This window comes from Streptomyces sp. NPDC002324 (assembly GCF_053593335.1).
Genome location: NZ_JBSFCF010000039.1, coordinates 24,770 through 45,162, shown reverse-complemented (window position 1 = coordinate 45,162; position 20,393 = coordinate 24,770). Strand labels below are relative to the sequence as shown.

At 71.3% G+C, this 20,393-nt stretch carries 27 protein-coding genes and 1 pseudogene; 17 read left to right on the top strand and 11 right to left on the bottom strand.

Annotated elements, in window-relative coordinates:
* Nucleotides 1-106 precede the first annotated feature (106 nt).
* Nucleotides 107-751, top strand: a complete 645-nt coding sequence (locus tag ACWCRJ_RS35735; RefSeq protein WP_450943174.1) for a hypothetical protein — start codon at nucleotides 107-109, stop codon at nucleotides 749-751.
* A 51-nt stretch (nucleotides 752-802) separates the two neighbouring features.
* On the opposite strand, the gene ACWCRJ_RS35730 is transcribed toward ACWCRJ_RS35735, so the two are convergent.
* On the bottom strand, nucleotides 803-1,117 hold the full coding sequence (locus ACWCRJ_RS35730) for a hypothetical protein (RefSeq protein ID WP_450943173.1): 315 nt from the start codon (nucleotides 1,115-1,117) through the stop codon (nucleotides 803-805).
* A 268-nt stretch (nucleotides 1,118-1,385) separates the two neighbouring features.
* On the opposite strand from ACWCRJ_RS35730, the gene ACWCRJ_RS35725 reads away from it, so the two are divergent.
* Complete coding sequence (locus tag ACWCRJ_RS35725; RefSeq protein WP_450943172.1) at nucleotides 1,386-2,249, top strand: LLM class flavin-dependent oxidoreductase; 864 nt, start codon at nucleotides 1,386-1,388, stop codon at nucleotides 2,247-2,249.
* Between the two features lie 158 nt (nucleotides 2,250-2,407).
* Here the strand turns inward: ACWCRJ_RS35725 and ACWCRJ_RS35720 are convergent, their stop codons facing one another.
* Nucleotides 2,408-3,592 (bottom strand): hypothetical protein, encoded by a 1,185-nt coding sequence (locus tag ACWCRJ_RS35720; protein WP_450943171.1) that lies wholly within the window; start codon nucleotides 3,590-3,592, stop codon nucleotides 2,408-2,410.
* 404 nt (nucleotides 3,593-3,996) lie between these two features.
* Here ACWCRJ_RS35720 and ACWCRJ_RS35715 point away from each other — a divergent pair, with 404 nt between their 5' ends.
* From ACWCRJ_RS35715 to ACWCRJ_RS35685, 7 genes are all read left to right on the top strand, one after another.
* Nucleotides 3,997-4,623 (top strand): class I SAM-dependent methyltransferase, encoded by a 627-nt coding sequence (locus ACWCRJ_RS35715; RefSeq protein ID WP_450943170.1) that lies wholly within the window; start codon nucleotides 3,997-3,999, stop codon nucleotides 4,621-4,623.
* A 146-nt stretch (nucleotides 4,624-4,769) separates the two neighbouring features.
* Nucleotides 4,770-5,351, top strand: coding sequence for a DUF1707 SHOCT-like domain-containing protein (locus ACWCRJ_RS35710; protein ID WP_450943169.1), 582 nt, complete (start codon nucleotides 4,770-4,772; stop codon nucleotides 5,349-5,351).
* 59 nt (nucleotides 5,352-5,410) lie between these two features.
* Nucleotides 5,411-6,301 (top strand): endonuclease/exonuclease/phosphatase family protein, encoded by an 891-nt coding sequence (locus ACWCRJ_RS35705; RefSeq protein ID WP_450943168.1) that lies wholly within the window; start codon nucleotides 5,411-5,413, stop codon nucleotides 6,299-6,301.
* 784 nt (nucleotides 6,302-7,085) lie between these two features.
* On the top strand, nucleotides 7,086-8,111 hold the full coding sequence (locus tag ACWCRJ_RS35700; protein ID WP_450943167.1) for a trypsin-like serine peptidase: 1,026 nt from the start codon (nucleotides 7,086-7,088) through the stop codon (nucleotides 8,109-8,111).
* Between the two features lie 67 nt (nucleotides 8,112-8,178).
* Nucleotides 8,179-8,406 carry a hypothetical protein gene (locus ACWCRJ_RS35695; protein WP_450943166.1) on the top strand — a complete coding sequence of 76 codons (228 nt, stop codon included), beginning with the start codon at nucleotides 8,179-8,181 and terminating at the stop codon, nucleotides 8,404-8,406.
* Nucleotides 8,407-8,666: 260 nt separating this feature from the next.
* Nucleotides 8,667-9,578, top strand: a complete 912-nt coding sequence (locus ACWCRJ_RS35690; protein ID WP_450943165.1) for an aminoglycoside phosphotransferase family protein — start codon at nucleotides 8,667-8,669, stop codon at nucleotides 9,576-9,578.
* 130 nt (nucleotides 9,579-9,708) lie between these two features.
* Entirely contained in the window at nucleotides 9,709-9,879 is a 171-nt protein-coding gene (locus ACWCRJ_RS35685) for a hypothetical protein (protein WP_450943164.1), read from the top strand.
* Between the two features lie 581 nt (nucleotides 9,880-10,460).
* Here the strand turns inward: ACWCRJ_RS35685 and ACWCRJ_RS35680 are convergent.
* Together ACWCRJ_RS35680 and ACWCRJ_RS35675 are read right to left on the bottom strand one after the other, a co-directional pair.
* The gene (locus tag ACWCRJ_RS35680; protein WP_450943214.1) at nucleotides 10,461-10,841 is read right to left on the bottom strand and encodes a hypothetical protein; all 381 of its coding nucleotides are present in this window, start codon (nucleotides 10,839-10,841) and stop codon (nucleotides 10,461-10,463) included.
* 52 nt (nucleotides 10,842-10,893) lie between these two features.
* Nucleotides 10,894-11,109: pseudogene (locus ACWCRJ_RS35675) on the bottom strand (maleylpyruvate isomerase N-terminal domain-containing protein); the annotation flags it as partial.
* Between the two features lie 106 nt (nucleotides 11,110-11,215).
* Here ACWCRJ_RS35675 and ACWCRJ_RS35670 point away from each other — a divergent pair.
* Together ACWCRJ_RS35670 and ACWCRJ_RS35665 are read left to right on the top strand one after the other, a co-directional pair.
* The gene (locus tag ACWCRJ_RS35670; RefSeq protein ID WP_450943213.1) at nucleotides 11,216-11,656 is read left to right on the top strand and encodes a MarR family winged helix-turn-helix transcriptional regulator; all 441 of its coding nucleotides are present in this window, start codon (nucleotides 11,216-11,218) and stop codon (nucleotides 11,654-11,656) included.
* Nucleotides 11,657-11,770: 114 nt separating this feature from the next.
* Nucleotides 11,771-12,469, top strand: a complete 699-nt coding sequence (locus ACWCRJ_RS35665) for a 2-phosphosulfolactate phosphatase (protein WP_450943163.1) — start codon at nucleotides 11,771-11,773, stop codon at nucleotides 12,467-12,469.
* Nucleotides 12,470-12,664: 195 nt separating this feature from the next.
* On the opposite strand, the gene ACWCRJ_RS35660 is transcribed toward ACWCRJ_RS35665, so the two are convergent.
* A complete protein-coding gene (locus tag ACWCRJ_RS35660; RefSeq protein ID WP_450943162.1) occupies nucleotides 12,665-12,925 on the bottom strand; it encodes a hypothetical protein in 261 nt (86 codons plus the stop codon).
* 188 nt (nucleotides 12,926-13,113) lie between these two features.
* Between ACWCRJ_RS35660 and ACWCRJ_RS35655 the strand changes: the two genes are divergently transcribed.
* Both ACWCRJ_RS35655 and ACWCRJ_RS35650 read left to right on the top strand, forming a co-directional pair.
* Nucleotides 13,114-13,353, top strand: coding sequence for a hypothetical protein (locus ACWCRJ_RS35655; RefSeq protein ID WP_450943161.1), 240 nt, complete (start codon nucleotides 13,114-13,116; stop codon nucleotides 13,351-13,353).
* The gene (locus ACWCRJ_RS35650) at nucleotides 13,353-13,730 is read left to right on the top strand and encodes a hypothetical protein (RefSeq protein ID WP_005473972.1); all 378 of its coding nucleotides are present in this window, start codon (nucleotides 13,353-13,355) and stop codon (nucleotides 13,728-13,730) included. The genes ACWCRJ_RS35655 and ACWCRJ_RS35650 overlap by 1 nt, the downstream gene beginning before the upstream one ends.
* 114 nt (nucleotides 13,731-13,844) lie before the next feature.
* Here ACWCRJ_RS35650 and ACWCRJ_RS35645 read toward each other — a convergent pair whose 3' ends face one another.
* The gene (locus ACWCRJ_RS35645; RefSeq protein ID WP_450943160.1) at nucleotides 13,845-14,018 is read right to left on the bottom strand and encodes a CsbD family protein; all 174 of its coding nucleotides are present in this window, start codon (nucleotides 14,016-14,018) and stop codon (nucleotides 13,845-13,847) included.
* Nucleotides 14,019-14,143: 125 nt separating this feature from the next.
* Nucleotides 14,144-14,638 (bottom strand): phosphopantetheine-binding protein, encoded by a 495-nt coding sequence (locus ACWCRJ_RS35640; RefSeq protein WP_450943159.1) that lies wholly within the window; start codon nucleotides 14,636-14,638, stop codon nucleotides 14,144-14,146.
* Between the two features lie 17 nt (nucleotides 14,639-14,655).
* Between ACWCRJ_RS35640 and ACWCRJ_RS35635 the strand changes: the two genes are divergently transcribed.
* From ACWCRJ_RS35635 to ACWCRJ_RS35625, 3 genes are all read left to right on the top strand, one after another.
* Nucleotides 14,656-14,928: an aminotransferase class III-fold pyridoxal phosphate-dependent enzyme gene (locus ACWCRJ_RS35635; protein ID WP_450943212.1), complete on the top strand. Its 273-nt coding sequence runs from the start codon at nucleotides 14,656-14,658 to the stop codon at nucleotides 14,926-14,928.
* Nucleotides 14,929-15,085: 157 nt separating this feature from the next.
* Entirely contained in the window at nucleotides 15,086-16,264 is a 1,179-nt protein-coding gene (locus ACWCRJ_RS35630; RefSeq protein WP_450943158.1) for an NAD(P)/FAD-dependent oxidoreductase, read from the top strand.
* 67 nt (nucleotides 16,265-16,331) lie between these two features.
* Nucleotides 16,332-17,225 (top strand): RNA polymerase sigma-70 factor, encoded by an 894-nt coding sequence (locus ACWCRJ_RS35625; protein ID WP_450943157.1) that lies wholly within the window; start codon nucleotides 16,332-16,334, stop codon nucleotides 17,223-17,225.
* 72 nt (nucleotides 17,226-17,297) lie between these two features.
* Here the strand turns inward: ACWCRJ_RS35625 and ACWCRJ_RS35620 are convergent, their stop codons facing one another.
* Complete coding sequence (locus tag ACWCRJ_RS35620) at nucleotides 17,298-17,933, bottom strand: hypothetical protein (protein ID WP_450943156.1); 636 nt, start codon at nucleotides 17,931-17,933, stop codon at nucleotides 17,298-17,300.
* 133 nt (nucleotides 17,934-18,066) lie between these two features.
* Here ACWCRJ_RS35620 and ACWCRJ_RS35615 point away from each other — a divergent pair, with 133 nt between their 5' ends.
* Nucleotides 18,067-19,065, top strand: coding sequence for a helix-turn-helix domain-containing protein (locus ACWCRJ_RS35615; protein ID WP_450943155.1), 999 nt, complete (start codon nucleotides 18,067-18,069; stop codon nucleotides 19,063-19,065).
* Nucleotides 19,066-19,144: 79 nt separating this feature from the next.
* Here the strand turns inward: ACWCRJ_RS35615 and ACWCRJ_RS35610 are convergent, their stop codons facing one another.
* From ACWCRJ_RS35610 to ACWCRJ_RS35600, 3 genes are all read right to left on the bottom strand, one after another.
* A complete protein-coding gene (locus ACWCRJ_RS35610) occupies nucleotides 19,145-19,366 on the bottom strand; it encodes a helix-turn-helix domain-containing protein (RefSeq protein WP_046915733.1) in 222 nt (73 codons plus the stop codon).
* Nucleotides 19,366-19,857, bottom strand: a complete 492-nt coding sequence (locus tag ACWCRJ_RS35605; protein ID WP_450943154.1) for a DUF2975 domain-containing protein — start codon at nucleotides 19,855-19,857, stop codon at nucleotides 19,366-19,368. The genes ACWCRJ_RS35610 and ACWCRJ_RS35605 overlap by 1 nt, the downstream gene beginning before the upstream one ends.
* Nucleotides 19,858-19,957: 100 nt before the next feature.
* Nucleotides 19,958-20,338, bottom strand: coding sequence for a hypothetical protein (locus tag ACWCRJ_RS35600; RefSeq protein ID WP_450943153.1), 381 nt, complete (start codon nucleotides 20,336-20,338; stop codon nucleotides 19,958-19,960).
* Nucleotides 20,339-20,393 lie beyond the last annotated feature (55 nt).

Sequence of the window (20,393 nt, the reverse complement as noted above, 5' to 3'; positions counted from 1 at the left end):
GCACCGACAACGCGGTCGCCCGGGCCGAGGGGAGGGGCTGTCGACCGTTCGGCCCGTGAGAGCCTTGCCGTGATCGTGATCGACGTCGAACCCCGGAGTGTGGGACATGACCGTCAACCGGCCGGGGCTGCCCGGGGACCTGCCGTCGGCGGAGGTTCTGTGGGCGCGTTGGGCGCTCGTCGCCGTGCTGGAGGCCACCACGGCGGACGAGCGTGCGGGGCACCACCGCACGGGAACCTGGGTGGACGACGAAGGACTTCATCTGGACGACGCCGGCTGCACATGGTGGGGCTTCGCACAGCGGGGCGCGGGCCGGTACGTCCTCTTCGGAGAGGACGAGTCGAGTCAGGTCAAGTGGCACGAGCCGCCGGTCGACATGCTCGCCGGTGCCCCCGCATGGCTCCCGCACGAGCGACTGCGGGACCTGCTGGAGGGCTGCGAACTCGGCTGCGTCTACTGGTACGAGAACGGCACCTGGGCCCGGGCCCCGTACCCGCCCACCCTGAAGGACGACGGACTCGACTGCGGTGTGAGCCGCTTCGTCGACAGGACGGACGTCCTCCAGGTGATCGCCGACGAGGACCACGGCGCCATGCCGGCCCACGACGCCGCGACCCTGCTGGACCATGCCGAGAGTTACCGGCTGACGCGGGACCTCCTGTTCTCCCTCGCCACCGGACCCGACCGGCGGGCACCGGAACGCCCCGCCATGGTCAGGGCGCTGGAACGGGCGGGCCTGCAGCGGCCGTAGACAGGTCGATGCGTCCATGGCGCCCGGAACCGTGTGGTCGGCGGGCTGGAGTCAGTGGGCGGACCGGGCGAGGTGCTCGACGCGCTTGTGCAGGTCCTCGACGTGGTGCTCGGACTCCGGCTCCATCAGGACGCTGCGCAGGATGCGGGCTCCTTCGGCGTCGGCGGTGATCTCGGGGTGCCGTGCGGTGAACGCCCCGCGGTCGGCCTTGGGGGTGCTCAGGAAGACGGGGTCGGGGCCGGTCATGCCGTCGGCGAGGATACGGGCGGAAGCCCTGTCGATGCCGGTGAGTGCGGCCGGTTCGACGGTGGGGAAGTAGCTGACGATGCCCCGCTCGGGCTGTTGGTAAACGCCACGTAGCGCCACGTGCTCGAAGGTGTCGACGAGCCGTGCCCGGTTCAGCGCCGCTCGCCGGCCGGCGGCCAGGACCTGTCCGAGGCCGACGGGGGTGGTACACCCGGCTGACCAGCGCCCTCGGCGAGATCGACAAGGCGCTGCGCGAGGCCGCCGATCGACGGTCGCCCGCCCTTGACGACAACCGTGCCCCGGGAGCCGGTTCCCGGGCACTCGGCCGACGCGGTCAGGCGGTGTACGCCGTTGATCCACTCGTCGTCCGCCGCGTAGGTTCCCTCGTATGACGAACGTACGGATCGGTGTGATGCACGACCGCGAGTGGGCCCCGGAGGAACTGCCCGAGTTCGCGCGGCGGGCCGAGGCGCTCGGTGTGGACGACCTGTGGGTGGTGGAGGACCTCGGCTGGAACGGGGGCGTGTCGGCGGCGGCCGTCGCCCTGGGCGCGACGGAGCGCCTGCGGGTGGGCATCGGCATCGCCCCGGCCCCGCTGCGCAGCCCGGCCCTGCTGGCGATGGAACTCGCCACGCTGGCCCGGGTGTTCCCCGGGCGGCTGGTCGCCGGCATCGGGCACGGCGTGCGGGAGTGGATGGTCCAGGTCGGCGCCGCTCCCCGCTCCCCGCTGGCCCTCCTGGAGGAGACGATCACCTCCGTGCGCGCCCTGCTGCGCGGTGAGCGGGTCGAGCTGACGGGACGTGAAGTACGGCTTGACGGAGTCAAGTTGGTGCATCCGCCGACCGAGGTGCCGCCGGTCGTCGCGGGTGTGGTGCGCCCCCGTTCCCTCGAACTGTCCGGCCGGGTCGCCGACGGCACTCTGATCGCCGAGGGCCATGGTCCGCGCGATCTCGAACAGATCCGCGAGCTGACCTCCAAGGGCGCCGCCGGGGACCACACCCTGACCGTCTTTGCCTTCGCGTGCGTCGGTGACGACCCCGACGAGGTGGCCCGCACCCTCCACCCCCACACAGAGGGCCACGGAGCCTGGCTGGGTCGCCCCCAGGAGGAGGTCTTCACCGTCTCCGGCGACGCCGCGCGGGCCGCCGACGGCATCCGCGAACTCGCGGCGGCCAGCGCGGACACGGTCGTCCTGCGCCTCGTGGGCGAGGACCCGCTCGGGCAGTTGGAGGCCGTGCTCGCGGCCCGGTGAGCATCCCCGGCCCCGTCGCGAGGGGCCGCGACGGGGAGCCTGACATCCCACGACCGAGTGAACCGCCCTGCCCCGCAAGGGTGCGCGGGCGTACGGGACACCGAGGGTGAGGCGTGGGCCGGCCCGGTGCCCCAGGTCGGTCCAACGGCGCCGACCGGTCAGTGCTCGGGGCCGGCCGGCGGGGTGTCCGTGATTCCCCGGCCCTCGTTCTCCCCGTTCTTCTGGCCCTGGTTCTCCCGGTCCTGGGGCCGGGCGGCGGGGCGCAGGGTCCAGGCGCCGCCCTTGAAACGCTCCAGTGTGCGCGTCAGTTGCCGGAACGCGGACGTCGCCGGCGCCCCGGACGGCGGCAGCGCGGCGGGAGCGGCCTCGGCGGCCTCGCGATAGGCGGCGAGCGCCTCGTGGGCACGCTCGGTCGCCTCCCGGTACAGGTCCCGGGACTCCGTCATGGCCTTCAGCGCCTCGGCGTACGCGGCGACCCGCTGCCGTTCCCGCACGAGCTCCTCCTCCAGCGTGAGAAGGTGCCAGTCCTTGCGCAGCGCGGTGAGGGCGTCATCGGCACCGTCCGGCAACGGCCGGAGCAGGGTGTCGAACCGCGTCACCGCCGCCACGAGGTCGACCGGCTCGGAACCGTCCAGGAACACCGTCCGTACGGTGAAGTCCTCCGCGTCGTACCCGGACGGGGCCGGGGCCCCGGGCAGCACCGCCGCACCACCGCGCGGCACCTCCACGTCGAACTCCCGCAGCGCCCAGTTCACGACCCGCAGCTGATGCGGCGCGGCCCGGTGCTCGACGATCCGGTGACGCAGGCTCGGCGGCAGCCATCGTGCCAGGGGCAGCCGGCCGCGCTCGTCCGTGGTCATGGCCTCGTGCACGACGACATGCACGCCCCAACCGCTGCGCCCGGAGTCCCTGAGCACACGCCGTACGTCCTTGTCGTCCTCGGGCAGGGCGTTGATCCTGCTCAGCGACAGACCTGTGGCGGCGTCGTGGTCCCAGTCGCCGTACTCCGGCCAGAAACGGGTGACGGGGGACGGCCACGCCGGGTCCCACGGCTGTTCCGCCTCCGCGAGCAGGGTCCACTCCCGCCCGGAGCCCAGATCGGCCGCGAGGCTGAGCCGGGCGCGTACGGTCACCTCGTCGGCCACCCGCCACCGAGTCTCGAAGACCCGCTCCGGGGAGTCGCCGTCGGCGTCGGGCACCTCCAGGAAGTCGTCGATGACCTGGCTGTCCTTGAGCCGGCGCAGGGTGCGGCGGAGTACGTCCTCCGCGTCGGGCCCGACGTGGCGGCCGCGAGCCGGCCACACCGTGGAAGGAGTCGTGGGACGAGCTGAGGAAGTCGGCATGAGTCCATCGGAGAGCAGGGGCACATGTGCGCATACCAGTATCGCCACCGCGGCCCGGCGGAGATCACCCGGGGTCCCGCCCGGCCGCGCGCCCCTGTCGCGAAACCGTCCCGGAGAGGTCCAGCGCTGCCCTCGCCTCCCCGGTCGGGGCACGCGCTCCGACCGGGGAGACGCGTTCCTGGGACGACGTCGACCGTGGCCGCTTCGGCCGCCAGTTCGTCCTCTCCGACGGAGTGGAGCGTGGTTGCCGGGTTGACCGGCTTCTGTTCCGCCCCTGCGGGAGCCACGTTCCGCGTCCGCTTCCCGCGGACGCCCAGGCGGCGGCATAAGCTGCGAGGGCACTGTCCTCATCTCCGCTCCGTCGGGTGAGGCCGACTCCGAGCCGACCGGAAGGCGCGCTGCACATGACCGGGGAACGCGACCGTTGGGCGGAACTGACCGGCGGACAAGCCGGTGAGGAGTACGCCCGGCGCTTCGCTCGGCTCACCGAGTCGGGCCACGACGTCCACGGTGAGGCGACCTTCTGCGCCGAACTGCTGGAGGCTCCGGCCCGGGTACTCGACGCCGGCTGCGGCACCGGCCGGATCGCGATCCGGCTCGCCGAGCTGGGCCACGAGTGCGTCGGAGTGGACGTGGACCCCTCGATGCTCGCCGTCGCCCGCCGCAACGCCCCCGCTCAGGAGTGGCTCCTCGGCGACCTGGCCCACCTCGGCCTCCTCGGCCTGAAGCCGGACTTCGACCTGGTGCTCGCCGCCGGAAACGTCATCCCCCTCCTGGCCCCCGGCACCGAACCGGCCGTCGTCCGCCAGTTGGCCGCCGCGCTGCGCCCCGGTGGGCTACTGGTCACGGGCATGGGACTGGATGCGGCACACCTGCCGCTGGCCGAACCGCCCCTGACAGTGCGGGAGTTCGACCACTGGTGCGCCGAGGCCGGACTCACCCTGCGGCAGCGTCACGCGACGTGGAGCGGCGACCCCTACGAGGACGGCTGTGGCTACGCCGTGAGCGTGCACTCCCGACCCACCACCTGAACAACGCCTGCCCGGGACCGTCCTCCGCAACCGGGCGCAGCGGCGGACGCCCCCTGGATACTGCCGGGGCCCGTGGCGCGCGCCCACTGGAGACCTTGGCGCGTTCGCGTCGTCGGCAGGGCGACGGGCGGCAGTAGAGTGCGACGGTGACCGCTCTGCCGGAGGACCGGACGCCACCGGTCAGCGACGAGGACCGCGACACCGCCGTGCGGCGCGTGCAGGAGGCGTACGCCGAGGGGCACATCGCGCACGACGATCTGGACGAACGGCTGCACCGGGTACTGACGGTGGCGACGCGGGGCGAACTCGTCTCGGTCCTGGCCTCCCTCCCGGAAGCGAAGGGGGCGGTATCGTCCACGATTGCCGCCGCGAGTGGACGGATCCGGCGAGGGGGCGGATGGCGGGTACCGCGGTTCCTGAAGGTCGAGTCCGCATGCGCGAAGGTGCGACTGGATCTGTCGAGGGCCGTCATCGAGCACGCGGTGATCGACATCGAGCTGCGACTCGGTACCGGCGGGGCCCGGATCACGGTACCTCGCGACGCGGTCGTCGACATCGAGGGTCTGCGCACCGGCTGGAAGGACTCGCGCTACAGAACTCCGCGGCGCGCCGACGCCGTTGGGCCGACGATCCGGATCTCCGGGGCGATGGGGTTCGGACGGTTGCGGATCCGCCACGCGCGACGTCGAGGCCTCATCCGCCGCTCCAGGAGTCGCCGCGCCGCCTGAACGGGCTGTCGAGCCCGCGCCCACGAGCATGAGTGTTGACAGCTTCGTCCCCTACCCTCGTGCGTGAACGTGGAGACGTCGGATGCCACGGGACCCACATCGAGGAGGCGACGGTGTTCGGAAGGGGCACGCGGCTGTTCGCGGCTGCCGTGGTGGTGGCCTGCGTGGCGCTCGTGGGCCCCAGCGCACCGGGCGATGCCCTGTTCGCCAGGTCACTGCCCGTGGACGCCGTCAAGGATGTCGACCCGAACCGTGTCATGACGTGGAACATCTGCAACCCCTGCGACGAGAGCAACGTCGACCGGGCCGCCGAGATCGCCGCGGTGGCGCCCCAGGTCATCGGCCTGCAGGAGGCGTGCGTGCGTGACGTGGAGAGGATCCGGGAGTATCTGGAGACTTTCCACGGGCTGGTCTATCACGTCGAGTACGGCTCGGTTCTGCGGAGTTGGAGCCGGTGCGGGGGAGTGCCGTGGAGTCCGGGAGGCTTCGGGCAGGCCATTCTCTCGGCGGCGCCGCTGACGGACCGGGTCGGCGTGGAGTACCCGGACGGCGGGTCGGAGGACCGGGGATACACGGCGGTCACCGCGACAGTGGGCGGCCGGCCGGTGCGGGTCTTCAACACGCACCTCGCCCAGCGGCGCCAGGAGGCGGTCCGGGCGGACCAGATCGAGGTGCTCGCCGCGGACGTCGCCCGGTACGACCGCGCGATCGTTCTCGGCGACTTCAACGCGGTGCCGGACTCCGCCGAAATCGCCCCGATGTGGGAAGTGGCCACGGACGCGGACTCCGCCTGCAGACCCCCGTCCACGGGGGCCTGCGGGCTCACCACCGACTGGCAGAGCAAGTTCGACTACATCTTCCTGCGGGGCATCTCCCCGCTGGGGCAACGGGTGGAGCTCTCCGAGTCCTCGGACCACAATCTGGTGCACGCCGACCTGGACCTGACCTGACCTGAGGTGGTCCTGGGGGCGTAGGGCGTCGGGCTGTTGGCGTCTCGGGGGCTTTGCGGGCGGCTGCCTGCCTCCGCGAGAACCTGTCCGCACGGAGGCAGGCGGGCACAGGCGGAGGCCGTGGGCGGCCATGAATGCCACATCTGCGGTCACCGTCGGCATCAAGCCGCGGTGGGCCCTCTGAGGCTCAGCGGCGCCCGATCCACGACTATCGAGACTCCAGCCATCCCAAGTTGCGACATCGCATCAACTCACTGCGCGTAGAAGCAGACACCTGATCAGCAGAAACAGCGAAACGATGCCGGAGTGCCAGGAGGGGCTGACCGGACGGCCTCCCTCTCGGGGCTGGTTCCGGCGTACCGCCGACTGAACACACGCGACCGCCGGCGCTCCCGCTCCTCCTGTCGATGGCATGGACCCGCCAGATATGCCCGGCGCGGCTGTCCAGGCGTACCCCCGTGCGCGGCCGGTTCGCGACAGCCGCGGGCACGGCGGCCGTCTCACCCACTGATATCGGCCGGACTCGGAGTGAAGCCGGCCCCCACTGCTGCCCGCGGGGAGATGGCCACGACAGGTGCCGGGCCGGCGCGCACGACGGACAGTCCCGCGAAACAAGCGGTGATTCGGACCGGCCGAAAAGGAAGGACCCGGAAAGCGCAGAACAGAGCGGCTGATCTGAGGCTGTTTCGCGCGTTCTCGCCCCGCCTAGGTTCGCTGTGCTCCGCACCCTGATCGGTCATGCCGTCAGAAATACGCACTCCAACGACTATCGAGGGAGAAGTTCGTGCGCAGTCTCAGACACTCCATACTTCCGCTGGCCGCGGCCACCGTACTCGCCCTGATCGGTGCCGGAACGGCCGAGGCGGCGCCCGCCCCGGGCCGGGCCGGAGCCGAGAGCGGCGCAGGTGCCCTCACCGCCGCCGGGAACGACACGACCAGCGTCGACCGGACCGCGCGGCTGTCGAACGGGGCCCCCGTCGACTCGGCGAAGGACGCCGCGGCACTGGCGCGCTACTGGACACCGGAACGGATGGCTAAGGCCGTCTCGCTCGACAACGTGGCCACCTCGTCGCGTAAGGACCTCGCCAAGCCGGCCGGGCCCACCGGCACGCCCGGAACGATTCCGTCCGCCCCCGCGCGCACGCACACCGCATCCGTGCGTATCAATGAATCCGCCGCGGTGGGCAAGGTGTTCTTCACCAACCCCAGCAACGGCGGCACCTACGCGTGTTCGGCGAGTGCGCTCAACAGCGGATCCAAACAGATGGTCGTCACGGCCGGGCACTGCGTCCACGGCGGCAGTGGCGGCACATGGATGACAAACTGGGTCTATGTGCCGCGCTACCGCTCCGGAGCCCGTCCGTTCGGCACTTTCGCCGCCAAGCAGATACGTACGTTCAACGCCTGGATCGACAGCAGCGATCTCCGGCGTGACGTCGCCATGGTGACCACCTGGCCGCTCAACGGCAACAAGATCGTCAACGTCACCGGCGGACACGGGATGAGCTGGAACTTCTCGCGCACGCAGCCCATCACCATCATGGGCTACCCCGGGAACTTCGACAGCGGGGAACTCCAGTGGGCGTGCACGGGCACCACACGGGCGGCCGGTGACGGCGGCATCGAGCTGCAGTGCAACTTCGGCGGCGGCTCCAGCGGCGGCCCGTGGCTTCGGGAGTTCAACGACTCCAACGGTCTCGGATCGGTCAACGGGGTGATGAGTACCGTCACTTCGACCGGCTGGAACGAGGCCGCCTACTTCGACGACGCGGTCAAGGCGATGTACGACGCCCAGGGCAACGTCACCTGACGGACCCGAACACCGGCCACCGGTCGTGGGAGACCGGAGATCGGGCACAGGACAAGGAGACCCTTCCATGCGTCGCAGTAGCCTGAGCCGCTGGGCGGTAGCCGCCGGCCTCCTCGCCGTCGTCGTGGCGGTGGCGGCCTGGCGCACCGCGGCCAGCGCCTCGGACTCCGAGTCGCAGCCGGAGCCGGGAAGCACGGTCAACGAGGTACGGCAGGACCCGGAGAAGGTCCGGGACCACTGGACGCCTGAGCGCATGCGCGAAGCACAGGACGCGCCCATGCCGAAGCGCGACTGACGGCGGGCGGGTCGCAACGAGCAGGGCACCAGGTCGCGGGGCGGCAGGTCACGTTCGCCGCCCCGCGATCCTGTACAGACAGGTACCGTGCCCGGGCCATACCGTGCGCCGGGCGCACCTCGGACCACCAGGGTGGCCTCCGCCAGACGGCCACGTACCACCGTGGACGACGCTCGACCGCCTGAAGACGACGAGGGTGCGGCGGCGGGCGGCTTCCTCGGCCGGTGGACAGACCCCAACCCCGGCTACCGTTGGCCCACATGACAGTCACGGAGTTGGACATCACCGAGGACCTGATCCGGGATCTGCTGCGCGAGCAGTACCCCGATCTGGCGGATCTGCCCCTGAAGCTCGGAGCGCGTGGCTGGGACAACCAGGTGTGGCGGCTCGGCGACGACCTCGCGGTCCGACTGCCCTGGGCGACGGAGTCCGCGGATGCGCTCCTGTACAAGGAGCACGCGTGGCTGCCCGCCCTCGCCCCGCATCTGCCTCTGCCCATCCCCGTGCCACAGCGCCTCGGTGAGCCCTCCGAACGGTTTCCCCGGCCCTGGCTCGTCACCACCTGGGTGCCCGGCGAACCCGCCGACCACGCCCCCGCCACGCGCACCGAGGAGGCGGCCGTCACCCTGGCCCACTTCCTCACCGCCCTCCACCGCCCCGCCCACGACGGAGCGCCCACCGGCCGGGACCGCGGTGGCCCGCTCGCCGACACCGCCGACCGCCTCATCCAAGGGCTCACCTCGGCCACCGAGCTGGGGCTCATCCGCGACCCGGACGCCGTCCGCGCGGTCTGGGAGGACGCCGCGGCCGCACCCGAGTGGACGGGCCCGAGACTCTGGCTCCACGGCGACCTGCACCCGGCCAACATCGTGACCAGGAACGGAACCTTCTGTGGTGTGATCGACTTCGGCGATCTCTTCGCCGGCGACCCGGCCTGCGACCTCTCCGCCGCCTGGAGCCTGCTGCCGGACGGCGCCGTCGACCTCTTCCACAAGACCTACCTGCCGAACCCGGACCCCGCGACCCTGCGCCGCGCTCGCGGCTGGGCGGTCCTGCGCGCCCTCGGCGGCATCCATATCGGACACGCCGGTCTCCAAGGCCGTCCCGGCGGCAAGGTGACCTGGGGCCCACCCGCCCACGCCGCACTGCGACGCCTCACCGCATCGGCCTGAGCCGGCGCGTGACACCGGCCAACGCAGAGGACATGGACGGGAGATGGCGGCGAAGTGCCGTGGACAGTCCGATGTCTGTCGCGTCGATACGGGGGCACACGGACCTCACCCATACGAAAGGAACCGCTCCATGCTGGGTATCGCCGCGGCAGTACTGTTCTTCTTCGCCTTCCTGATCAACGCCGCCGAGATCACGACGAACGACGTCTTCTCCTCCACGAACGTCATGCTGATCGGCCTGATGCTCCTGGCCCTGCACGTCGCGGGAATCGGGAGTGGCTGGTCCGGCCGCAGACGCTGACGGATCGTCGACCGGGGTGGGAGCCAGGCGCGACGGCGTCTCGCTCCCACCCCGCCGTCTGCCCCCGCGGATGTCGTGGGCCTTTCGCGTCCCCCTTCGGCATGCGGAAGAGGCGCGCATGGTCAGGAGAAGAGGCGCCGGAATTTCTTGTGGTGCAGGGCCGGTGAATCGGCGAGGGATGGGGGTACACGGGCGGCATGGCACCGACGAATGATCACCTCCTGCCCGTGCGGGCCGTGCGACAGCTGCGCCGGATCCGCGCCTTCTACGCGGCGGCCGTATGTCTGTGGGCGGCATTGGCGGCTTGGGAGGGGTGGGAGCATTCCGGCAGTCGGCCCATGTGGGTGGCGGTGGTCCTGCTGGTGGTCTTCAGCGGGCTGTTCTCCGTGACGTCCCTGTGGTTGTGGCGTCATAGGACCGCTGCCGCGGGTGAACCCGCACACCGTTCCGCTCCGAGGAGGATCGCTTCCGTCCAGAGGACTGCCTGAGTCACCGAGCCGCCCCGGCAACCGGTCACGCACCAGCGCCCCGTCACCGCCACCCGGCATGCCTGGTCCGACAAGGGACGATGGACGAGGTGTTCACGGGGTCGGGCTCCCCATCCATGACACTCCAGCGCGCTCGGCCCACACCCCGGCCGCCTCCGGGCGGCCGGTGAGCAGCAGGAGCAGGGCCGCGATCGGACCGCGGACCTCCTGGCCGTCACCGCGCGTCCACTCGATGTCGGTGGCGACGAGCCGGGCCTTGGGCAGGGGCCAGGGGCGGGGCGGCATGCGCATGGTCCACACACGGTCGGCGGCGTCACGGGCGGCGACCGGGGGCATCTCCCGCGTTCGGTCGAGTGTCAGTGCGATGTCCTGGCCGTGGACGAGGAGGTCGATGAGCGGCTCGCGAGGAGAGGTGGTGGGTGCCAGGCGGCGGGAGCCGACGATCGAGCGGAGATTCCCGACGATCTCGGTCACGGGCAGCGCCGCCTCGCGTACGGCCGAGTCGTGGATGAGGCGGTTCCAGTTCCCGCGGGCCCGGAGTATCTCCCGTACGACCTGTCCGTACGAGAAGCGCCGCGATGGTCAGATGTGCGGCCACGTCCCGCACTCGCCAGTCCCCGCACCGGGTGCGCGTCTCCCACTCCTCGGGGCTCAGGCTCTCCAGAAGGTCGGCCAGGCTCGCCCGTTCCTCGTCGACGATCCGCCAGAGCTCGTCGGTCTCCAGTGCCGCACCCACGGTCATCACCCACTCAAGTGGTAAGCTTCTCTGACTAAAGTAGTCAGTGAGTCTGACCAATGTCAAGAAGGAGCGGGTGGGTGTCGACGATGCTGTCGGAGGTGAGCCGACGATGGTGACGGGCGACGAGCCCACCACGGGCGTACTCCTGTTCCTGCCGTACCGAGCCCTGGAGAACCGGGTCTTCGCCGCTCTGGCAGAGGCCGGGTTCGACGACTTCACGCCGGCCCAGGCCCGGGTCATGCAGCGCATCGGCCCTCACGGCACCCGCCTCACCGAGCTGGCCGAGCAGGCCCAGATCACGAAACAGACCGCGGGCTTCCTCGTCGACCAGTTGGAGAAGGCGGGCTACGTCACCCGCGTCGCCGATCCGACCGACAAGCGGGCCCGCCTGGTGTGTGGCGCGGCCAAGGCCCGGGCGGCCAAGGAAGTCGCCGACGCGGTGGTCGCCGAGGTGGAGAAGGAGTGGGAGGAGCACCTGGGCGGGCGGCGGATGAAGCAGCTGCGGGAGGCCCTGCTTCTGCTGAGGGAGATCACCGATCCGTGGCGTTAGAGTCCGTGGCCCGACCGACCTCCGCGCGGCGGGAAGAACGCGGTCCGTCGGGCGGAATGGCCGCGCACCGGCCGAGCGCGCCGTCGGGCGATCCGAAGGCGGCAGAATGGTGCGATGGATCATCACTTCGTCGGCATCCCGGAGTTGACCGGCGTTCCCCGCGTCGCGGTCGTCATCGACGTCATGCGCGCTTTCACCGTGGCGGCCTGGGCCTTCTCGCGTGGTGTGGAGAAGATCGTCCTGGCCTCGACGGAGAGCGAGGCGCTCGCGCTGAAGGAAGCCCACCCGGGCTGGCTGGCCTTGAAGGACGGGCCGCCGGCAGAGGGCTTCGACGCGGTCAACTCGCCCGGCCTGCTCAGGTCACGCGACTTCACAGGCCGCACACTGGTACAGAAGACGACCGCTGGAACCGTGGGCGCGCTGGCCGTCGCGAACGCGCCGCTGGTCCTGTGCGCGAGCTTCGTCGTGGCCGGCCCGACCGCACGATTTCTGCAGGCCAGGGACGCGGGCCCGGTGACCTTCGTGGTCACCGGTGACGGTGGCCGGGCCGACGAGGACCTGGCCTGCGCCGAGTACATCGGTCGACGTGTGGCCGGAGGTGATGTCGAGGCGGCTCCCTACCTCTCCCGCGCGAGGACGTCCCGTGCCGCGGCGGACCTCGCCGGTGGCCTGCGGAGCGGGTGGCACCCGGACGATGTCGATCTCTGCCTGGAACTCGACAGGTTCCCGTTCGCCATGACCGCCGCACAGGAAGGGCCGCTGATGGCGCTCCGACCCGTCGCGGTCCCCGCTGTCGTGCCCAACGTCCGCTGACGTACTGGAAGGTGGTCACTGCGAGGGCGGTGCTGAGGGTCGTCCGATCCGGGTGGGCCCCGCCGTTCGCACCGGCCGTCAGGATCCTCGCCGGAGCGCGTGACGCAGTCGAGGGTGGGGGCCGTGTACGGGGCGGGACCAGGCGGCAGAACGTGTCCGGGACGGGAGCGGACGGCGGGGCTCGCACCGCGACGGTCACGGGAGGCGATACACGGCCTCTCCCGGGTCCGGTCGCACGATGACTCCGTCCTCGGCCAAGGCGCGGAGATGGGTGCGGGCCGCCTTCTCCGCGGCCTCCCGGTCCTTCGGTTCATGCCCGGCGACCCGCAGAGCCAACGCGGCGCGCTGCGTGTCCCACGTGCCCCCCAGCGCCTGGATCACCGCGGCGAGCGCCTGCTTGTGCGTCAGCGACGTATCGGTCATCGCATCCACCCCCATCACGATCAGCCACAGCATGCCACGCGCTTTCCCGCCCGGCACAACCCCGAAGTGAGCGTACGAAGTGGCAGTCGGGGTGGGGGAGTTGCCGCCGGGAGGGCCGGTCGCCCGGACCGAGCGTGTCCGGTAGGCCGGGTGCCGCGTGTCCGCCGCCCTGATCACCGCCTTCCCGGCCGCATCACGGTAACAGCTGTTACCATGCCGATATGGCGAAGAAGCAGCTGGGCGCGCGGGTGGATGAGGATGTGGCGGATCTCGCGAAGAGGCGTGCCGCCGACCTGGGGTTGAGCATCGGGGACTATCTCGCCCGGCTGGTGCAGGAGGACGCCAGTGGTCTGCGGGCCCGTGGAGTGGAGGCGGCCGCCCGCTTCCTGGCCGAACACCAGGCGGTCTTCGACGACGCCGAGGAAGCGCAGCAGACGCCTCGGGGAGCACGCGCCGCCTGATGGACCTGCATATCGACGTTCCCTGGATTCTGCAGGTCGCCGAGGCTGCCGGGGCGAACGATCCGGCGCCTGACGACTACGGCGTCCCGATCTCGGCGGTGGCCCGCCACCGGGCCGAGCTGTTCGAGCAGCCGGTCTACGACGGCCGCTACGCCAAGGCCGCCGCCCTGGTGCACACCCTCGGCCGGTGCCGCTGGCTGGAGCGTTCCAACATGGCTGTCGCCGCCGCCACCGGTGTCATGTACCTCGAAGCGGCCGGGACGACCGTCAAGCCGACCCGCGAGGATGCCGTCGCCCTGAAGGATCTGCTCCTCGACCCCGCCTGTACGGCCGGGAAGATCGCCGCTCTGCTGCGGACCTGGCCCACCGCCACCTGACACAGCCGCTACGGCGTTGCCGTTCTGCCTGCGCCTACCGAGGCACGGGGCGGGCAGGGAGCAGCCGACGGACCCCCGCGGGTCGGCGGGGGTCCGTCCAGGGGGTGCCGTCCGTCAGTGCCGGAAGATGTCCTTCGTCTTCTCCTTGGCCTGGCGGGCGTCGCCCTTCGCCTGGCCGCCGCGGCCTTCGGCCTCCATCTTCTCGTTGCCCAGGGCGCGGCCCGTCGCTTCCTTGGCCTTGCCCTTGACCTCTTCCTTCTTCGCCTTGGCCTTCTGGTCTCGTGCCACCGTTCATCACTCCCTGACCGCTCGGACCTCGGTGTCACTACGGCAAGTAGCCCTCAGGGGGGCGCCCAAACACGGCTCGACGCGAGCGCGGCTCCGGACGCCCCGATAGCGTGCGTGGGGCCGGGTCACAGGGGCGGGGACGTGAGGCTTTCGACCGTGCCGCGGATCGTCGGGTGCCGGTACAGCTCCCGCAGCCGTAGGGACGGCAGGCCGCGCGAGCGCAGGGCGGCGCCGATGCGGACCGCGAAGAGGGTGTTGCCGCCGAGTTCGAAGAAGTCGTCGTCACGGCCGACGGCACGCCCGGTATCTCGCTCCAGATGGCGGTCAGGCTGGTGGTGAGGTCGTCGTCGGTGTTGTCCGCCGGGCCGGGTCCGCCATTTCTCGCGGGCTCGCAGGACGGAAGGCGCGGAGCTTCGCCGCGCCGAGCTTGCCGTGGGCGGTGAGCGGGAGTGTGTCCAGCGCGGTGACCGTGACGGGGAACATGTACTCGACGGGATGCCCGCGGCCCGCTCGCGTACCGCGTGAGGGTCGCCTCCCGTCAGGACGACGCGGGCGTCGATGCGGGCGCCCGCGGCGTCGGACGGGGCGTCGCGGTGGACCAGGACGGCCGCCGCCTGCACGTCGGGGTCTTGCAGCCCTGGAGCAAGCGCTCGCCCCCGGCTCCGACATCCCCCGCCCGCCGCGATCCCGCTGGAGACGGGGGGAGGGCGGCCTCCACGCGGCCTCGGACGCCTGGCTGGCCCGCATCCGTGAACTGGCCGACTATGTGGGCGAGTTGGTGATGGTCGACGGCATCCAGGCGGGCTGCGGCCGCACTGGCACCTTCCTCGGCTTCGAGGGCGCCCTGGGCCTGCGCCCCGACCTCGGCTGCCAGCCTCCGGCCGGGCCCTCGGTGAGCGGTGAGTGGTGAGTTCGTGGGCCGGTGGGCCTCGCCGTGTGTGGGCACCGACGGTCGGATCATCTAGTGTGATGTGGCTCACATTGGTGACCCGTCACGTCCGGCGCGGGTCGCCTGTCCCATGGGCGTCACCGGCACCGAAGCCGGTGCCCGACCTTGGGAGACCGAGATGAGCAAGGGCCATCACATCGTCGTCCTCGGCGCCGGCTACACGGGCATGTTCAGCGCGATCCGGCTGGCCCGCCGCACCCGCCGGGCCGGGGTGAAGATCACCCTGGTCAACGCGTCGAGCCGGTTCGTCGAGCGGCTGCGGATGCACCAGATCGCCGCCGGGCAGGATTTGGCCGAGCACCGGATCCCCGACCTGCTCACCGGGACCGACGTCTCGTTCGTCCAGGGCACGGTCACGGCCATCGCCCCCGAGGCCCGGCGGATCACCCTCGACGGCGCCGAGACCCTCGGATACGACACGCTCGTCTACGCGCTGGGCAGCTCCACCGACACCGGCACGGTCCCGGGCGTCGACGCCCACGCGTTCACCCTCGACAACCCGGAGATCGCCGGCCGGTTCGCCGCACGCCTCACCGAGGTCGCCGCCTCCGGCGGCACGGTCACCGTCTGCGGCGGCGGCCTGACCGGCATCGAGGCCGCCACCGAGATCGCCGAGAGCCACCCCGGCCTGCGCGTCACGCTGATCAGCCTCGACGAGCCCGGCAGCATGATGGGCGCCAAGGCCCGCGCCTACCTGTACCGCGCCTTGGACCGGCTCGGCGTCACCCTGGAGACCGGCGCCCGTGTCACCAAGGTGCTCCCCGACGCCGTCGGGCTGGACGACGGCCGACTCGTCCGCTCCGACGCCTGTCTGTGGACCACCGGCGTCAAGGTGCCGGCGCTCGCCGCCGACGCCGGGATCGCCACGGACGACCGCGGCCTCGTCCTGGTCGACGCCACCCTGCGGTCGGTGTCCCACCCGGAGATCCACGCCATCGGCGACGCGGCCGCCGTACGCCTGGCCTGGGGACAGCTCCACGGCACCTGCCAGAGCGGTCTGCCCACCGCCCAGTACACCGCCGACACCATCGCACGGCTGGTGCGCGGCCGGGCCGTCAAGCCGTTCCGCTTCGGCTACTTCCACCAGCCGGTCAGCCTCGGCCGCCGGGACGCGGTCATCCAGTTCACCAGGGCCGACGAAACTCCCCGCCGCATCCACCTCACAGGCCGGGGCGCCGTCGCCTACAAGGAGATGGTCAGCGGCAGCCCGCTCACGACGTACCGGCTGAGCAAGCGCATGAACGTCACCACCGTCGTCTCCAGGGGCGGTCGCGCCACCCGCGACCCCGCGGTATGACGGGCCCGGCCGCCGGCGTCGTGGTCGTGGCCTTGCGACCGGATCTGGGCGCTGACAGCATGCACCGGTGATCGACGCCAGGGCCGAGAGGGACCCGTACACCGAGCACCGCCGACTGCTGTTCGCCACCGCCTACCGCATGCTGGGCAGTGTGACGGACGCCGAGGATGTCCTCCAGGACACCTGGCTGAGCTGGAACAGCGCGGACCGTGACGCGGTCCGCCACCCCAAGGCGTACCTGGTGCGCACGGTCACCAACCTCTCGTTGAACCGTCTCACCTCCGCACGGGCCACCCGCGAGACCTACGTCGGCCCCTGGCTCCCCGAGCCCCTGCTGACCTCTCCCGACATCGCCGTGGAGAGCGAACTGGCCGACACCATCTCCACCGCGATGATGGTCGTCCTGGAAACCCTCAGTCCCGTCGAACGCGCGGTCTTCCTGCTCCGCGAGGTCTTCGGCTACTCACACGCGGAGATCGCCGAGACCCTCGGCCGCCCCGAACCGGCGGTCCGCCAGATCGCCCACCGCGCCCGCCGGCACGTACAGGACCGCCGTCCCCGCTTCGACGCCGACCCGGCCCGACGCCGACAGGTGACCACCCAGTTCCTGAAGGCGTGCGCGGGCGGCGACCTGAACGCCGTCATGGAGCTGCTCGCCCCCGAGATCACCGCCTGGTCCGACGGCGGCGGCAAGGTCACCGCCGCACGCCGACCCGTGGGCGGCGTCGACCGCGTCGCGCGCTGGCTCGTGGGATTCCTGGCCAAGCCCGAACTGGCCGCTCTGGTCATGGAGCCGACCGTCATCAACGGCGAACTCGGTGTGCTCGCCACCCTCGACGGGACCACCGTCGGCGCCCTCACCTTCGACCTCGTCGACGGCCGTATCCGGAACCTGCGGTTCCAGGTCAACCCCGACAAGCTCGCCGGGCTGACCCCCGACAACGGGCTGGCGGCTCCCTGAGGCGCCCGCACGCGGAGGCCCGGCCGAACGCGCGGACGCCGGGGCCGACTTGCCGCCGGGAGCTGTCGAGGCTCAGGAGGAGGGCGACGGGCTGTTCTGACGCGGACCGGCGTCGTCCTCCCAGTCGTCCGGGGGAGGCTCGTTCTCCATCGCCTCGATCATCCGGTTGTGGGCCTCCTCGGCGGCCCTGTCCCACGCACGTCGTATCTCGACCAGCTGGGCACCGCCCGTCACGTCCTCACCGTTCATGTGCGAACCGATCACGACCAGGGCGGCGTTGGCCACCTTCACCTTGTCGTTCTTGAACGCGACCTCGTGACAGCCCTCGGGGCGTCTGCGCTTCAGGTCCGTCAAGAGGTCCAGGAGGAGCGTGCGGTGTCTCCCCTCGGGGAGGATGCGGGTGTACGACCGGATGCGGTCGATCACCGGGCCCTGTTCCTCCTGCCAGTCCTCCTCGGTTCCGTGCTCCTTCAGGCCCGAGCGTTGGGCCGGCAGAAGGTCCATGATCAGCATCCCGGCCTCCCGGGCGTGGATCGCCTCCCTGTCCTCCTTGGCGAGCCTGCGGGCTTCCTCACCCTGGATCCGCAGGGCCTCCAGGGACTTCCGGGCCTGGTACATCGCCACGAAGAAGGTGACGAGCCCGCCGACGACGACACCCGCCATGGCTGACAGAAACTCCTTGGACCACAGGTCCCTCACGACATCCATGCCGGCCATCATGCCGACGGTCGTCCGCGCGACGTAACTCACGGGCGAGGTCGCCCCGGGGACGGGGCTACCTGGCCGTGTGACGGTCCCCTACGCTGAGCCCCCGACGAGCATGGCGACACCAGGAGGTCACATGTCCGCGCACTCCGTGATCTCCCGTGCCACCACCGAGCACATCGCACCCGCCGAACGCATCCACTACTGGGAGGACTACAACCGCAGGGCGCTGGTGGGCCTGTCCTGCACCTCCTATTCCGAGCAGGGCCTGCTGGCCAGCCAGACCAACATCGAGCTGGGCGGTCTGCGGCTCGCCGAGATCACCGGCAACGCCCACGCCATCGAGCGCAGTCCGCGGACGGTCCGGTCGGCGCCCAAGGACTCGGTGTTCGCGACCCTGTTGCTCAGGGGGGAGGCGGTGTTCCTGCACGAGAACGGCTGCCTCGCGGTCACGGCGGGCGAGCTGTGCCTCTACGACACGCGCAGGCCCTATCTGTTCGGATTCTCCTCCGCCATGCGGCAGATCCTCGTGGACGTGCCGCGTCATCTGTTCGCCGAGGTGTGCGCGGGAAGCGGGCTGCCCGGCCCGATGCTGTTCGGGCGGCACACGGCGCGTGAGGGCGCGCTCGTGGCCGCGCTGGGCGCTCTGCTCGGCAGGGTGGCCGCACTGCCCGGCGGGCCGGACGTCCCCGCCGACGCCGAGGGAGCGGTGCTGGACCTGCTCGGGCGACTCGCCGACGAGCGCACGGGAGGGCGGCCGGTGGCGGAAGGCCGCCGCTCGCAGCTCATCGTGGCGCAGGACTACATCGACCGGCATCTGCACGACCCCGCTCTGGCGAGCGCACAGGTGGCCGGGGTCATGGGCATCTCGGTACGGCACCTGGGGCGGATCTTCGAGCCGACCGGCAGGTCTCCGGCACGGCACATCACGGAACGGCGCCTGACCGGGGCGCACCGGGAACTCACCGGGCCCGGGGCGGAGGAGACCACGATCGCCGACGTCGCCCACCGGTGGGGGTTCTCCAGCCAGGCCCACTTCGCCCGACTCTTCCGCTCCCGATTCGGCCTCACCCCGAGCGAGGCCCGAGCTGCGATGACGCCGACGCCCCCGAGCCGCCCGCCCGGCACTCTCTGACTCCTGACTCCTGACTCCTGACTTCTGATGTCTCGGCGATGGGGGCGGGCGCTTCCACGCCCGCCCCCCGGCGGGTACGTCATCCGCTCGCGGTGTCCTCGGCCTCCCAGCGCAGCAGGTCGCCCGGCTGGCAGTCGAGTACCTCGCACAGTGCGGCGAGTGTCGCGAAGCGCACGGCCTTGGCGCGGCCGTTCTTGAGCACCGCCAGGTTGGCGGGCGTGATCCCTACGCGGTCCGCGAGTTCGCCCACGGACATCTTCCGCCTGGCCAGCATCACGTCGATGTCGACGGTGATCGGCATCAGATCACCTCGTCCAGCTCGGCCTGCATCCGCGTCGCCGCGACGTCGCGCGCGACGGCCTGGGCGAGCAGCATCCGCAGCAGGAGCACGAGGAGCGCGACACCGAGGATGGCCACGCCGATCCCGGCCATGATGACGGTGACGCCCGGGTCGTCGCGCTGGCCCGGCGCGTTGAGGGCCGTGACCGCGAACCACATGAGCGCGGCCGCCACGATCGCGCCGATCACGGCGTCGACGTACCGGAAAGCGGCGTCGGAGAAGACGGTCCCGCGTCGCACCATCGTCACCAGGCGCCACACGCAGACCAGGACGACCTGGGCGGCCACCATGCCCAGGATCGTGATCACGCGCAGCGGGGTCAGCGGGAGCGAGCCGTCCTCCGGGTCGTTCCCGCTGACCAGCGTCCACACCATCGACACCTGCACGAACACGGTGCCGACGAGCACCACCACGAGCACGGCGCGCAGCGCACCCACGGTCAGCTTTCCCATGGTCTGTCCTCCCATCGAGTTACGATGGGAATCTATCGAATTTCGATAGGTGAAGCAAGGGGGTACGCGTCCGCTCCCAGCTGCGGATAGTCGATCTCCGCTACATCCTCGGCCCACGGTCCGCGAGTGTGCGCGCCGGGTTCAGCGCCGACACGAGTGGCCGGCTCAGCGGTCGCAGGGCATACACCTGGCGGACCGCTTCCAGATCCACGGGAACCTCGAAGTGATCCTCGGCGAAACGCTGGTACGCCTCGGGCGTACGGTCGACCAGGAGCGCGAACAGCCCCGCCGATCCGTCGGGGTCGGCGGCGCCCACAGGGAAGTCGATCGTGCCGTGCTGCCACCGATCGTCCGCCGCGCTCCGCCACAGGCAGGCCGTCACGACGGGTACGTCGTCCTCGTCGGTGAACGCCGGCTCCTCGACGTAGGCCCTGAAGACCTCCGGGACGTCGTCGACCACACCCGGCCACGGCTCGTGCATCGAGGCAATCTCCTCGCCCTCGGCCCAGCCGGCGTCGAAGGAGTGGTACGGCCGT

Bases quoted from the DNA above. Each gene is read 5' to 3' on its own strand.
- ACWCRJ_RS35660 (WP_450943162.1), bottom strand. From the start codon at position 12,925: ATGCTGTGGCTGATCGTGATGGGGGTGGATGCGATGACCGATACGTCG.
- ACWCRJ_RS35615 (WP_450943155.1), top strand. From the start codon at position 18,067: ATGTCCGCGCACTCCGTGATCTCCCGTGCCACCACCGAGCACATCGCA.
- ACWCRJ_RS35670 (WP_450943213.1), top strand. From the start codon at position 11,216: ATGGTGACGGGCGACGAGCCCACCACGGGCGTACTCCTGTTCCTGCCG.
- ACWCRJ_RS35685 (WP_450943164.1), top strand. From the start codon at position 9,709: ATGCTGGGTATCGCCGCGGCAGTACTGTTCTTCTTCGCCTTCCTGATC.
- ACWCRJ_RS35630 (WP_450943158.1), top strand. From the start codon at position 15,086: ATGAGCAAGGGCCATCACATCGTCGTCCTCGGCGCCGGCTACACGGGC.
- ACWCRJ_RS35720 (WP_450943171.1), bottom strand. From the start codon at position 3,592: ATGCCGACTTCCTCAGCTCGTCCCACGACTCCTTCCACGGTGTGGCCG.
- ACWCRJ_RS35605 (WP_450943154.1), bottom strand. From the start codon at position 19,857: ATGGGAAAGCTGACCGTGGGTGCGCTGCGCGCCGTGCTCGTGGTGGTG.
- ACWCRJ_RS35735 (WP_450943174.1), top strand. From the start codon at position 107: ATGACCGTCAACCGGCCGGGGCTGCCCGGGGACCTGCCGTCGGCGGAG.
- ACWCRJ_RS35620 (WP_450943156.1), bottom strand. From the start codon at position 17,933: ATGGATGTCGTGAGGGACCTGTGGTCCAAGGAGTTTCTGTCAGCCATG.
- ACWCRJ_RS35665 (WP_450943163.1), top strand. From the start codon at position 11,771: ATGGATCATCACTTCGTCGGCATCCCGGAGTTGACCGGCGTTCCCCGC.
- ACWCRJ_RS35695 (WP_450943166.1), top strand. From the start codon at position 8,179: ATGCGTCGCAGTAGCCTGAGCCGCTGGGCGGTAGCCGCCGGCCTCCTC.
- ACWCRJ_RS35690 (WP_450943165.1), top strand. From the start codon at position 8,667: ATGACAGTCACGGAGTTGGACATCACCGAGGACCTGATCCGGGATCTG.
- ACWCRJ_RS35610 (WP_046915733.1), bottom strand. From the start codon at position 19,366: ATGCCGATCACCGTCGACATCGACGTGATGCTGGCCAGGCGGAAGATG.
- ACWCRJ_RS35655 (WP_450943161.1), top strand. From the start codon at position 13,114: ATGGCGAAGAAGCAGCTGGGCGCGCGGGTGGATGAGGATGTGGCGGAT.
- ACWCRJ_RS35600 (WP_450943153.1), bottom strand. From the start codon at position 20,338: ATGCACGAGCCGTGGCCGGGTGTGGTCGACGACGTCCCGGAGGTCTTC.
- ACWCRJ_RS35725 (WP_450943172.1), top strand. From the start codon at position 1,386: ATGACGAACGTACGGATCGGTGTGATGCACGACCGCGAGTGGGCCCCG.
- ACWCRJ_RS35650 (WP_005473972.1), top strand. From the start codon at position 13,353: ATGGACCTGCATATCGACGTTCCCTGGATTCTGCAGGTCGCCGAGGCT.
- ACWCRJ_RS35715 (WP_450943170.1), top strand. From the start codon at position 3,997: ATGACCGGGGAACGCGACCGTTGGGCGGAACTGACCGGCGGACAAGCC.